This window comes from Jannaschia seosinensis (assembly GCF_001408515.1).
Taxonomy (GTDB): Bacteria; Pseudomonadota; Alphaproteobacteria; order Rhodobacterales; family Rhodobacteraceae; genus Jannaschia; species Jannaschia seosinensis.
The window spans coordinates 1-12,875 of record NZ_CYPR01000251.1 but is presented as its reverse complement, the minus strand read 5'-3'; the positions used below and the strand labels follow the sequence as shown (position 1 = coordinate 12,875).

Sequence of the window (12,875 nt, the reverse complement as noted above, 5' to 3'; positions counted from 1 at the left end):
GCCGACACAGGCCGGGCCGTCCGAAAGGGAATTTCATGTTGAAGATCACCAATCTGGTGAAACGCTACGGCTCCGGTGAGCCTGTGCTGAAGGACCTCGACCTCACCATCGAAGGGGAGAGCGTCACCTCGATCATCGGCTCGTCGGGTGCGGGCAAATCCACGCTTCTGCGCTGCATCAACCGTCTGGTGGAGCCGACCTCCGGGTCGATCAACCTCAACGGCACCGAACTCACCGAGCTGCGCGGCCGGCAATTGCGCGCCGCCCGGCGCAAGATCGGCATGGTCTTTCAGGGCTTCAATCTCGTGGACCGGCTTACCGTGATGGAGAACGTCCAGTCCGGGCGCTTGGGGTATATCTCGACATGGGCCGCGATCACGCGCCGTTATCCCAAGGAGGACATCCGCCGCGCCTTCGAATTGATGGAGCGCGTGGGGATCGCACATTACGCCGATACGCGCGCCGACGCGCTGTCCGGGGGGGAGCGTCAGCGCGTGGGCGTGGTGCGCGCGTTGATGCAGCAGCCGGAGATCCTTCTGGCCGATGAGCCGACGGCATCGCTCGATCCGAAAACGTCCGAGCAGATCATGGGCCTGCTTCGCGATCTGGCGGGGGAGCTGAAGCTCCCGGTAATGATCAACATCCACAACGTCACCGAGGCCAAGCAATATACCGACCGGATCGTCGGCATGCGGTACGGCCGGATCATCTTCGATGACGTGCCGGACAAGCTCGATCAGGAGGCGATGGACCGCATCTATTCCGGCAGCCCCGCCGCGGATCGCGCCGACGAATGGAAGGCCGCATCGTGAGCGCCGCGCGCGATACCTGGTCGAAGCAGTCGGCGATCTCCAATCCGGTGCTGCGTTGGGCGCTCTACCTAGGCGTCCTCGTCTACGTGGTCTGGGTGCTGGGGACGCTCCCAATCGACTGGGCACGGGTTTCCGATGGTTTGGGCCGCGCGGCTCGCATCTTCAATGGCGCGTTTCCCCCGAATTTCGACCGCTCCGAACTGATGATCGACGGTCTGCTGGAAAGTTTGAAGATCGCCATTCTCGCGACCACGGGCGGCGTGATCTTGTCGATCCCAATTGCCTTCATGGCCGCGCGTAATGTGGCGCCCACGCCGATCTTCTATTTCGGACGCGGGCTGATCATCGTGGCGCGCAGCTTTCACCCGGTGATCGTCGCGATCATCTTCGTCAAGGCGGTCGGCTTCGGCCCCTTCGCAGGCGTGCTGACGCTCATCGTCTATTCCATCGGTTTCGTCGCCAAGATGTTGGCCGAGCGGATCGAGGAGATCGATTTCGGTCAGGTCGAGGCGATGCGCGCGGCTGGCGCTCCCTACTTCTCGACGCTCTTCTACGCGATTTTCCCGCAGATCATGCCGCGGCAGATCGGTCTGACGATCTACCAACTCGACAGCAACCTCCGCGCGTCGGCCGTGGTGGGCATCGTGGGAGCCGGGGGAATCGGTTCGACGTTGGCCAATGCCTTCGGGCGCTATGACTACGACTTCGCACTCGCCATCACGATGGTCATCGTGGGCGTCATCCTCATCTCCGAGGGCGTGAGCGGCCAGATCAGGAAGCGGATATGACACTTCAGGAACTCGGACGGGACGACTGGACCCGCTTCACGCCGCGTCAGCGCATGATGCGCTTCGCCGTCTTCGCACTCTGCGCGGCCGCGATCGCTTGGGCGCTGACCAGCATCGAGGTGATCTGGGCTTGGGTCTGGGACGCGCCGATCCAGATGGGCGACCTCTTCGGCCGGATGGTGCCGCCGGACCCGACGAATCTCGGCGTGATCCTCCGGGTCCTGTGGGAGACGGTGAACATCGCCACCATCGCCACGGCACTCGCCGTCGTGATCGCGCTCCCGGTGGCGTATCTTTCGGCGCAGAACACGACGCCCAATCGCGCGACGCTCTGGCTGGGGCGATTCATTCTGGTCTCGTCGCGCTCGATCAACACGATCATCTGGGCGCTGCTATTCGTGGCGATTTTCGGACCCGGCATCGTCGCCGGGATCGTGGCGATCATGTTCCGTTCGATCGGTTTCGTGGGCAAGCTGCTGGGCGAGGCGATCGAGGAGATCGACAAGCGGCCGGTCGAGGCGCTCGAGGCGACCGGCGCGTCCCGCTTCAAGGTCATCGCCTATGCCATCGTGCCGCAGGTCATGCCCACCTTCTGGGCCGTCGCCATCCTGCGATGGGACATCAATCTGAGAGAATCGACCGTGCTGGGCCTCGTCGGGGCAGGGGGGATCGGGATCATCCTTCAGGGCGCGATCGATACGTTTAATTGGCCGGAGGCGGCGACGGTGCTTCTGGCGATCCTGGCGTTGGTTATCATCGGGGAGATCGTGTCGGTGTTCCTTCGCCGCCGCATTCTCTGATGGATGCAGCGGCGAAGGAAAGGGCGTGGGCTCTCGACGCCTATCTTGCGGTGCGTGCCCGGCTTCCAGCGGCACCTTCCGGCGGAAGCTTTGCCGTCGCCGAGAATCTTGCCGACATCGCGGACCCTTACGATGTCATTCTTCTTGACGCGTACGGCGTCCTCAATGTGGGCGAGGCGCCGATCCCCGGCGCAGCGGAGCGGGTCGCGGAGTTTCGCGCCGCGGGTAAGAAGGTCATGGTCGTCTCCAATTCCGCCGGATATCCTAAGCGGCTGATGATGGAGCGTTACGCCCGGCTCGGTTTTGATTTCGCCCCCGAAGAGGTCGTGACCAGCCGCGAAGCCTTGCTCCATCGCTTGGCGGACGAGAAGAGGCGACGCTGGGGGCTGATGCTCAACGAACAATATCGGGGCGAGGAACTGGAGGCGCTGGAGACCCGGCTTCTGGGTGATCGTCCGGAAGATTACGATTGGGCCGAAGGTTTCCTGCTCGTGGGCTCCGACGGCTGGACAGAGGCGCGACAGGATCAGCTCGAAGCCGCACTGGCGAAGCGTCCGCGTCCCGTGCTGGTTGGTAACCCCGACATCGTTGCCCCGCGCGAGGGTGGATTGTCGCGGGAGCCCGGACACTTCGCCCACAGGCTTGCCGACCGAACGGGTGTGATCCCCGAATTCTGTGGCAAGCCGTTTCCGCCGATCTACGACCTTGCGCTGGCGCGGCTGTCTGCGCGTCCCGATCCGGCCCGCGTGCTGATGGTGGGCGACACGCTGCACACCGATATCCTCGGCGGACGGGTCATGGGGTTTGCGACGGCGCTTGTCACGGATTACGGCTCGCTTGCCGTAATGGACGTGCGCGCGGCAATCGAACGTGCCGAAATCGTTCCCGAATTCGTCGTCGCGCGTCCTTAACGCGAAAGGGCGCGGCACCGAAGCGCCGCGCCGATAGGCCTTAGAGGCCGTAGCAATTCGCGTAATACGTCACGGTCGCGGGCCAGTCGGAGAAAACGCCGGCAACACCGACATCCTGCGCCAGGACGTGAAGCATCTCGTAGTAGTCCGCGTCGCTGTCGATTGCATCGCTGACCGACTGGAAGTACCAGCCGCCACCATTCGCAAGAGGGCCGGACCGCTCAAGCGTCCAGGTGATGATGTTCAACCCTGCCGCATTCGCCGCATCGGCATAGGCCGAAGGCACGATCTCGCCCGAATCGTCCAAGGTGACCAGCATCCACATCGGCGGCGCGATGTAGTTCACCCCCATCTCGGCGAGTTCGTTCATGGACGGCTGGAACGTGGAGGGGTCGTTGGGATCGAGCAGCCCGCCATCGCCTTCGGGCACTTCGTAACGGTCGTCGAGATACACCGCCTGTGCGCCGAATTCTGGCTCGTTCTCGATCCAGTAGCGCACGTCCTGAAGGTCGAACGACTGCGCCCAGACATCCGCCGCCGGAACGTCCGCCGCCTTGTACTCGTCGATCATCTTCTGCGCGTAATCTTCTTGGCTGAAGCCGTCGAAGGGCATCTCGACCGACGGCGCCTTGAGTTCGGGCGTGAACTTCGCCCCGAGCGAGCGGAACAGTTCGATTGACTCCGCATGGGTCATCAGCTCCGCGTCGTCCACGTAGAGGTCGGTGCGCCAAGGCGCTGTGCCGCCGAGATATTCCTGCGGCGTCTCGGCGGAGCTATCGGATGCGTCCATCTTCGGCGACAGCGTGCGGAACTCGGCCAGCGTGACGTCGGACGCGCGGCATTCCGCCGTGGCGCCGCCCTCGGGCGTGGCCGCGGTGAAGGGCTGCGTGCAGTTTTCCGCGAGATCCGTGACGAGGATATTCGTCGTCGTGTGGAGATCGTTCTGCGCGTGGCGGCAGACCAGCTCCTGATCGGCGGTGAAGGTCACGTCGCATTCGAGGATGCCGGCGCCTTGGCGTGCGGCGGCCACGTTCCCCTGAACCGTGTGCTCCGGGAACATCAGCGGGGCACCACGGTGGCCGACGGAGAAGTCCGTCCGCTCCGGCGTTTGACCGACGCAGGAGGCGAGCTTTTCCTTGAGAGGACCATCCTCCATCTTATCGATCAGATAGAAGGGACGCTGCCCATAGCTCAATGAAGCGTCCGGCTGGAAGCTCTGATCCTGCGCAAAGGCAAGCGCCGGAGCGAGAGCGGCGGTGACGAAGATAAGTCGGTTCACGGTAATCCTCCCTATGGGGCCCGCTGCCTGAATTTGCACAGGTGCTCGGGCGGTCCCTAAGGCTCTCACAGGTCCGTGAAGTGGGCAAACCAATTTGAGGCCTGCCCGTGAGGAGCGTTGGATATGGCGTGTATGCGGCGGCCCCTGAGAAATGCGAGGATTGTCCCATCCGTGCAACTTCTCGCGCCGCGGCCTCGCAGTTCGTGATGCCGATGCTGGATCTCGGCGATGGTGAGGGGGCAGCTTTTTTTCCGTCCTCCCGACGCCACGCCGAGACGGAGAGGCCTGGCCGAAGATGATCTGGACAGTCTGCCCCTGATCCCGTCTATGCGAATGCGATCTGCCTGGGCCATTTTTTTTAATTGATGACCTGCACCGCTCCGGAAAAGCCCGTGTCCGGTCAAGAGGACCGCTCGCTATGGAACATTCTGCAGTCGCGCTCTTGATGGGCTCGGCATTTCTGTCGGCAACGCTGCTGCCCGGCACGTCCGAAGCGGTGCTGATCGGCCTTCTGGTAAGCGGGCAGGGGGCCGTTTTGCCGCTTGTCGTCGCGGCCTCCATCGGCAACGTCGCCGGCTCGATCGTCAATTGGCTGCTCGGCAGGTTCTTCTCCCGATACAGCGAACGAGCTTGGTTCCCCGTGAAGCGTGAGGCAATCCTGCGGGCGCAACGCTGGTTCGAACGCTACGGCTTCTGGTCCCTCTTGCTGTCATGGGTGCCGATTATCGGCGACCCGCTGACGCTCGTCGCAGGACTTATGCGCATTAGCTTCCTGCGCTTCCTCATTCTGGTCACCATCGGAAAGACATTGCGCTACGTACTAGTGGTATCCCTCTGGCAGCAGATGCCGCAGCTTTGAACTCAGGAGTGGTTTCTCGGAATCGAAACCGACCAGTCATGCTCGCGTTCGAGCGTCTCGCCCTCCCATGCCCGCAGGTTCGCGACGATGTGGTAGAAGTCACTGTCGCACGTCAGGGACGTGCGTGTTTCGGTGCGTACCGACCAATCGTCACGCGACATTTCGTGTATCCACGTTACCTCGCCCTCGGCCGAGGTCGGGTCGGGTGGGATGATTGAATACCGCTCCCGACCTTCGGAAGAGTGAAAGAACTGTTGCGGGATGATGGTCGCCGCTCCCTCGTGGTCGCGGATTTCGATCGTCACGCGACCCGAGTCGAAGTCTTCGCTCACCCGCCATTCCGACCGCGGCGGCGTCTGGAACTCGACGTCGAGCGGCGTTCCCGCGCGGGGGGGCGAGAAGTCCGGCAGGTCGGGGCCAAGATCGGCTCGTTGCGGCAGTTCGAGCTCCGAGGCGCCGGTCCGAACGGTCAGGGTCACCGGCTCCGGCGAGGGCCAAGCGATCGGGAAATAGCTCGTGGACAAAGACAGGCGCAGGCGATGACCGGCGCACAAGGTCTGAGCGATGTGCTTGAAGGACACCTCAACCGTCAGGTCTTCGCCTGGCGCAAGCAGCTGCGGGTCTTCGTGGCCGTCGCGGTGACAGAGGTTCAAGAGACCATAGCTGATCCGCGTCGCGGATCCGTCGGGTGCGACATCGACAAGGCGTGCGGCGATCTGCGCGACGGGACGATCAACGCGACATGTCAGGGTGAGGCGCGCATCTCCGACAAGGTGAAGATCGGTCTCGAGCGGCGCGGTCTGAAAGACGAGGCTTCCGGCATCGTCGCGGCGCTGGTCGCCGGGTTGATCGCCGGGATGCGCATAGGAGCACCATTTGCCGCCATGCCCGCCGACCCAGAGGGGCGACGAGATCGAGAGCGTGTCATCGGATTGAACGCTGTCGCCGCCGAGCGCGCCGTCGGCGCCAAGGCTGAAGGACGTGCGCGCGACGTTCGGCGACGGCCAGGCGGGTTCGGCAATCCAGCGTCCTTCGCGGGCCACGTAATGGCTCTTCGGTTCTGCATGGTCTTGCAGGAACAGGCGCAGAGCGGGCTCATCCATGATGCCCGTATCTTCACCTTTGAGCCAATGATCCCACCATCGCGTCTCCTCCGACAGCCAGTCGATCGCGGGACCGGGCTCTCCCAGGTGAGGGTACTTGTGCGCCCATGGGCCGACAATCCCCTTGGCCGGGCCGCGCAGGTTTTCGACCAACCGGAAAACGGCACGGCAGTAGCCGTCCACCCAGCCGGACACGGCATAGACCGGCACCTCGATATCGGCCCAATTTTCGCAGACGGAGCCATGCTTCCAAAACGTGTCGCGCGTCTGGTGCCCGAGCCATGTCTCAAGCCACAACCCAGATTCGTCGAGGCGGCGGTGCCACATGTCGCGCCACCGCTCGCCCACATGGGCGGGATCGGGCGGCAGCGTGTTGATGCCGAACATCACCGAGGCCCAGGAGAGTTGTTCGGAAAGCGGCACACCGCCCATATAGTGGATGTCGTCGGCATAGCGGTCGTCGGTGGAGCAGATCGTCACGACCGCCTTCAGCGCAGGCGGGCGCAGCGCGGCGATCTGGAGGCCGTTGAACCCGCCCCAAGAGATGCCGACGATGCCGACCCCGCCGTCGCACCAGGCTTGGTCGGCGATCCACGCGATCACGTCGCAGCCATCAGCCAGCTCAATCTCGGTATACTCGTCCTTCATCACCCCTTCGGATTCGCCCGTTCCCCGCAGATCAACGCGCACATAGGCGTAATCGCGGGCGGCGAGCCAAGGCGCCCGGGCGGCGTCACGCTCCAGCGTCTTGTCGTTTTTGCGGTAGGGGATGTATTCGAGGATGGCGGGCACAGGCTTGTCTTCCGCGCCCTCGGTCATCCAGATCCGCGCGGCAAGCCGCGTGCCGTCCGGCATCGGTATCTCGACATGCTCAAGTTCCTGAACCGGCCGGGGCAGGTCTGTGTCGATCTTCATGTGCATGCCTCGATCGCTTGCGGGGGGCCAAGCGTCTGACTACCCTGCAAGCGGTCCAAGCGCCACTGCCGTCAGTCGACGATATCGGTGAATTCGTAGTTCAGGCGCTTCATCACCTGCTCGTAATTCCACAACAGCTTAGAGCCGGTGCCCGCGCCCATCCAGAGCGATGCCACCGCAAAGCTGTAGGCGTCCTGCTCGGGAAGTTCCGAGAGCTGCATTCCCTTGCGGACGTTCGACACGATCCGTGTGCCGTCGACCTGCTCCGCCGCCACCTCGATCTCGGCGCGGGAAGGCGCGCGCGCCACCGTCGCGTCGGCGAAAAACACGCGATAGAAAAACTCGGCCGCGACTTTTTGCGACCCTTCGCGATGCGGCATGTCCGGCTTGCGCCCAAGGCCCAGATCGACCGTCACCTGCTGGTGGCTGACGCCATCGACCATTTCGAAGAGGTCGCAATGGGACTGGGCGATGCGGGTGTTGATCTCCAGAAGCCAGATCTTGTTTTCGACCTCGTCCCAGAAATACTCGATGTTGAAGGCGGCATTATCGTAGCCGATATGCTTCATGATCTTGCGGGAGATCTCCCACATTTCCTCCTGCACCCGGCGGGGCAGGTTGGAGGGGTAGAGATAGTAGAAGAAGCTGAGCACCTGCGGGTAGCGGATCGAGTCCACTGTGCCGTAGAGCGTGACCTCGCCGTCATGGGCATAGCCTTCGACGGTACATTGCCGCCCGCCAATTACCCGCTCGGCCATGCAGTAGTGGCCCTCGACCTCGCGGATCGCATCGGGCAGGTCGGCCTTGTCGAGCACGGCGTTGAAGGGCTCGGAGATTTGTCCGATCTCGGCACGCAGCTTTTCCGTGGCGTAAGCGAAATCCTCCGGGCTGTCGATCCGGAAGCCGAGCCGCGATCCGGAGGATTTGATCGGCTTGACGAAGAACGGGAAGCGCAGGCCCGCCTCGCCGATCTTCGAAAGCGCTTCGTCGTCGAACGGGTCGAAGGCGGTGAAGGTCGGCGTGTGCTCGGGGATGACCTCGGCCATCACGCTGCGCGACCAGAACTTGTGCTCACATTTCAGAAGGCTTTCGAGAGAGGCGTTCCGCGTGCCGTATTTCGCGCAAAGAAGCGGCAACATGGTCGAAACCGGAAAGTCCATGTAGCCGACGATCGCGTCGATCGAGCCGTCGAAGGCATCGAGCGTCGCCTCCGCCTCGGTCAGCATGGCAGGTATGTCGAATTCCTGCGTCTCGTAGACCTGCGCGGGCGTCAGCAAAGGGTGGAACACGACGTCGTCGACCCCTCGAAGGCGCGTGAGCCGTTCGGCGTTCAAGTCGTTCAACCCGACTACAAATACGTTCTTCGTCATGTCTTCTCCCTCCGGCTGCGCAGCCCGACCCGGCATGTGCTGGCCGGTATCTGTCGGTGATCAGGCCTGGGCCAGTTCCGCCTGGTGCGGAAAGCTCCGACCCTTGAGCCGCTCGGTCGTCCCCTCGATGTCGTCGATCAGAAGAAGCAGGAAATCGCCCTTCTGCGCGGCTTCGATGGCGCGGTCTGTCGCGGCATGCTCGTCGTGGATGGTCTCGACCCGACAGGACGCGTTCGCCGCCATGGCGCCGTCATGGATCAGTTTCGCCGTCTCACCCGGCTCCCGACCACGCGCGTCCGTCTCGTAGACGAAGAGCAGATCGCACATTTTTGCCAGTTCCGCACCGAGCGCGGCGAGGTCTTCGTCGCGCCGGTTGCCGGGAGCGGTGGCCACGCCGATCTTCCGCTGGGTGGCCAGACCCTTCACCAATGGCTGCAGCGCCTGCACCGCCGGAACGTTGTGGCCGTAATCGATCAGGCATTTCACGCCGTCGGCTTCGAAGTAGTTGGTGCGTCCGGGCATCTGTGCCGGCGTCGGATGGAAGGTCAGCAACCCCGCCCGGATGTCGTCGATCTCGATCCCGTGGGCAGTCGCGGCGGCGGCGGCGGCCATCGCGTTCTGCACGTTGAACGGCGCGTGCCCCTCAAAGGCGATCGGCACGTCGTTGACCGCGCAAATCTCGACCGTGACCTTGCCGCGCAACATCACGATCTTGCCGTTCTTGACGGTAAAGACCACGCCCAGCTCACTCAGGTGCTTGGTGAGCGCAGGATTCTCCGGATCCATCGTGAAATAGATGATTTCACCGCGCGCCCAGTGGGTTCCCTGATCCATCACCAAAGGATCGTCGGCATTGAGCACGCAGTAGCCGCCCTCGCGCTTGACCGCATCGACCACGACCGTCTTGCAGCGCGCGAGGTCGTCGAGGGTGTGGACGTCACGTTCCCCGAGATGATCGGAGGCGATGTTGAGCAGCACACCCACGTCGCATTCATCGAAGCCGAGGCCGCGGCGCATGATGCCGCCGCGCGCGACCTCTAGCACCGCATGCTCCACCGTGGGTTCGCGCAGCACCGCATGCGCGGCGGCGGGGCCGGAATAGTCGCCGCGCAGGATCACGTGGTTGTCGATCTCCACGGTCCCGGTGCAGCCCATGCCGACCGAAACGCCCGCCTGGCGCAGGATATGCGTCGTCAATCGCGTGGTGGTCGTTTTGCCGTTCGTCCCGGTGATCGCGGTGATCGGGATGCGCCCGTTATCGGTCGGGTCGGGGAATAGCATGTCGACGATATGCTGGCCCACGGGGCGCGGCGTGCCATGTGTGGGGGACATGTGCATCCGGAATCCCGGACCGGCATTGACCTCGACCACGCCGGCAGACTGATTTTCCAGCGGCTCCGACAGCGTCTCCGCAAGCAGGTCGATTCCGATCACGTCGAGGCCGATGAGGCGGCCGATCCGCTCCATCGCGAACCGCACTTCGGGGTGCACCTCGTCGGTCAGGTCGCTCGCGGTGCCGCCGGTCGAGATATTGGCGGTGGATTTGAGAAACGCCAGCTCACCCTCGGGCAGCACGCTGTCGAGCGTCAGGTCCGCCTGCTCCAGCATCCGGTGGGTCTGCTCGTCGACATGTATCTGGGTCAGCAGGTTTTCATGACCGACACCGCGGCGGGGGTCTTCGTTCTCGCGGTCGATGAGCTGCTGAATGGTGCTGCGCCCGTCGCCCATCACATGCGCGGGCCGCCGGCGGGCCGCGGCGACCAACTTGCCGCCGATCACGAGGATCCGATGATCCTCGCCCTTGATGTAGCTTTCGACGATCACGCCGTCGGCCCCTTCGCGCAGCCGCGCGACGGCGGCGTCGTAGCCCGACCTCAGATCCTCCATCGAGGAGATGTCCGTGGTCACGCCGCGCCCGTGATTGCCTGACAGGGGCTTGGTGACAACCGGCCAGCCGATCCATTCGGCGGCCTGCCGCGCCTCCTCGAACGAGTAGCAGGTCTGTCCCTTTGGAACCGGCACGCCGGCCTCGCCCAGGATCTGCTTGGTCCAGTCCTTGTCGTCCGCGATCGAGTGGCCGATGATCCCGGACGCATCCGTCACCGTCGCCTGAAACCGGCGTTGCTTCACACCGTGGCCAAGCTGGGTGTAGCTTGTGCCCTCCGTCAGGTTGTAGGCGGGGATGCCGCGATCGCGGGCCGCGCCGACGATGGAGCCGGTCGACGGGCCGAGCGCGTTGGCATCGCGAACGACCTTCAGGTGATCGATATGCGGCTGAAGATCGACGGCTTCTCCGTCGAAGATCTGCTTCACGATCTCAACGGCCGAAACGCCTGCGGCCAATCCGGTCGCTTCGTCGCGATAGCGGTATACGACGTTGTAGATGCCGGTCTCGTAGCTGTCGACGGTCTTGCCGTAGCCGACCGAAAAGCCGACGAGGTTCTGCAATTCGATGGCGATATGCTCGACGACATGGCCGGCGTAAGTGCCGTTTCGCACCCGCTGGAGAAAGCCGCCCGCTTCGCCGACCGAGCAGCGATGTTCGTAGATCGACGGTATCAGCGCCTCGATCCGCTCCGCTATCCCCTTGACCTGATCGCTCGGCCGCTCCTCCAGCTCCTGGATATCCAGCCGCATGTAGATGGCGGGATAACGGCTGTAATAGTTCGGCCCGCGCAGCGCACGGTGTTCAAGAATAAGCATTCTTCGGCTCCAGACTGTTCGCCTCGAGCTCATGCGGCAACAATACGCGCCGGTCGCTCAGGCTATATCCATACCCGTCGATCAGCGCATGCATGGTGACGTTGTGAACCGTCACGGCCTCACCGTCTTCAAGATCGAAAACATTCGAACCGGTAATAGCCGAACTGTCAATCAAGATGACGTGGCCGGGTCCGAAGGCCCGGATCGTATCGCCCTCGAAAAGGACCGCCGCATCCTCGCCAAGGCCGACGCCCAGATGGTCCGGATTGGTCGCTCCAACTTCCATCAATCGCGAAAAACGGCCGCGTTCGAGGAAATGCGTATCGATTATGACGCCGTCGACGAATCCGAAACCCGCCGTCATTTTGACCGCGCCCTTGCGCAGGCTGTCATCGGCCGGACCACCGTAGATCATCGTGGTCGACTGGCACGCCGCCCCGGCGCTTGTGCCCGCAACCACCGCGCCCTCGGCATGACGCGCCCGGATCGCCCGCAGCGCCTTGGAGCCGCCGAAGATGTTCGTCAGCCGCATCTGATCGCCGCCAGAAATGAAGATCACGTCGGCCTGCTGTATCATCGCAACGAAGGTGTCGGCCTCGGCGTCGCTCCGGTCGCGCACACGGATATCGAGCACCTTGGAGGCGCCGAGCGCCGAGAACCCTTCTTGATACCCACCAAAGACGTCCTTCGGGATTGCGCTCGCCGTGGTGATAACCCCTACGACCGGAGCGCTTTTTCCGGAGAAGTCGAGGACGCGCTTGAGGATGTGCGCGTCGTGCGATTTGTCTTCCGCTCCGCCTATCGCGACGAGCGGCCCCCGAACGGGCACGTTCACTGACGTGTTCATAAACTAGCCTCCAAGCTCTGACTGCCCCTATATTCAGAGGGAGGCTTCAACAACACTTGGTTAAGGGCGACCTAACGACCGCAACGGATCCAAACTTGTGTCCCTGCGGTCCGACACGCTCACGTTATGCACAGATAACAGGCGGTTCGTATATCTCGGCTTCGGCTCTCCGTGGAGGCGGGGGAGTTAGCCCGGATAATTCACGAGAAGGCGGCGGAGGTTGCGTAACCGTCTCAAACTATGTATTTTTTGGTTATCGACGCCAAAGATTCAGATTTCAGCAGGACGACCTCCGCCTGACCCAGTCTACGTGCTCCACGCCCCGCCTGTCACCCCTTAACGGTAAGCCGATCCTGCTCGGGTTTGACGGCGCCGACATGAGCTCCGACGCCGGCCTGACCCTGCTGCGCGAGATCGAGCGCAGGGCGGGTCTGGCGCAGCGGCTCGCAGATTGCCTGCGCGATCCGCGTGACCCGGCGAAAGTTCAG

At 63.3% G+C, this 12,875-nt stretch carries 11 protein-coding genes; 6 read left to right on the top strand and 5 right to left on the bottom strand.

All coding sequences use genetic code 11. The annotated features are described in order from the left end of the window. Window positions 1–35 precede the first annotated feature (35 nt). The 4 genes from phnC to JSE7799_RS18850 are packed head-to-tail and all read left to right on the top strand — an operon-like array spanning window position 36 to window position 3,311. Window positions 36–812 carry a phosphonate ABC transporter ATP-binding protein gene (phnC, locus tag JSE7799_RS18865; protein WP_055664987.1) on the top strand — a complete coding sequence of 259 codons (777 nt, stop codon included), beginning with the start codon at window positions 36–38 and terminating at the stop codon, window positions 810–812. Next, complete coding sequence (gene phnE, locus JSE7799_RS18860) at window positions 809–1,600, top strand: phosphonate ABC transporter, permease protein PhnE (protein WP_055665008.1); 792 nt, start codon at window positions 809–811, stop codon at window positions 1,598–1,600. The genes phnC and phnE (JSE7799_RS18860) overlap by 4 nt, the downstream gene beginning before the upstream one ends. Continuing rightward, entirely contained in the window at window positions 1,597–2,400 is an 804-nt protein-coding gene (gene phnE / locus JSE7799_RS18855) for a phosphonate ABC transporter, permease protein PhnE (RefSeq protein WP_055664986.1), read from the top strand. Before phnE (JSE7799_RS18860) ends, phnE (JSE7799_RS18855) begins: the two co-directional genes overlap by 4 nt. Further along, window positions 2,400–3,311: a TIGR01459 family HAD-type hydrolase gene (locus JSE7799_RS18850; RefSeq protein ID WP_055664985.1), complete on the top strand. Its 912-nt coding sequence runs from the start codon at window positions 2,400–2,402 to the stop codon at window positions 3,309–3,311. Before phnE (JSE7799_RS18855) ends, JSE7799_RS18850 begins: the two co-directional genes overlap by 1 nt. 40 nt (window positions 3,312–3,351) lie before the next feature. Here JSE7799_RS18850 and JSE7799_RS18845 read toward each other — a convergent pair whose 3' ends face one another. Next, window positions 3,352–4,590, bottom strand: coding sequence for a glycerophosphodiester phosphodiesterase family protein (locus JSE7799_RS18845; RefSeq protein WP_055664984.1), 1,239 nt, complete (start codon window positions 4,588–4,590; stop codon window positions 3,352–3,354). 418 nt (window positions 4,591–5,008) lie between these two features. On the opposite strand from JSE7799_RS18845, the gene JSE7799_RS18840 reads away from it, so the two are divergent. Then, window positions 5,009–5,449, top strand: a complete 441-nt coding sequence (locus tag JSE7799_RS18840; RefSeq protein ID WP_055664983.1) for a YqaA family protein — start codon at window positions 5,009–5,011, stop codon at window positions 5,447–5,449. Between the two features lie 2 nt (window positions 5,450–5,451). Here the strand turns inward: JSE7799_RS18840 and JSE7799_RS18835 are convergent, their stop codons facing one another. The 4 genes from JSE7799_RS18835 to JSE7799_RS18820 form a co-directional block, all read right to left on the bottom strand. Continuing rightward, window positions 5,452–7,467 (bottom strand): CocE/NonD family hydrolase, encoded by a 2,016-nt coding sequence (locus JSE7799_RS18835; protein ID WP_055665007.1) that lies wholly within the window; start codon window positions 7,465–7,467, stop codon window positions 5,452–5,454. Between the two features lie 71 nt (window positions 7,468–7,538). Further along, window positions 7,539–8,837: an ATP-grasp domain-containing protein gene (locus tag JSE7799_RS18830; RefSeq protein ID WP_055664982.1), complete on the bottom strand. Its 1,299-nt coding sequence runs from the start codon at window positions 8,835–8,837 to the stop codon at window positions 7,539–7,541. A gap of 60 nt (window positions 8,838–8,897) precedes the next feature. Next, entirely contained in the window at window positions 8,898–11,540 is a 2,643-nt protein-coding gene (gene cphA, locus JSE7799_RS18825; RefSeq protein ID WP_055664981.1) for a cyanophycin synthetase, read from the bottom strand. Beyond that, window positions 11,527–12,387, bottom strand: coding sequence for a cyanophycinase (locus JSE7799_RS18820; RefSeq protein ID WP_055664980.1), 861 nt, complete (start codon window positions 12,385–12,387; stop codon window positions 11,527–11,529). The genes cphA and JSE7799_RS18820 overlap by 14 nt, the downstream gene beginning before the upstream one ends. Window positions 12,388–12,683: 296 nt before the next feature. Between JSE7799_RS18820 and JSE7799_RS20230 the strand changes: the two genes are divergently transcribed. After that, window positions 12,684–12,875, top strand: a 192-nt coding sequence (locus tag JSE7799_RS20230; protein WP_186202011.1) for a transposase, incomplete at its 3' end; no start/stop codon positions are given.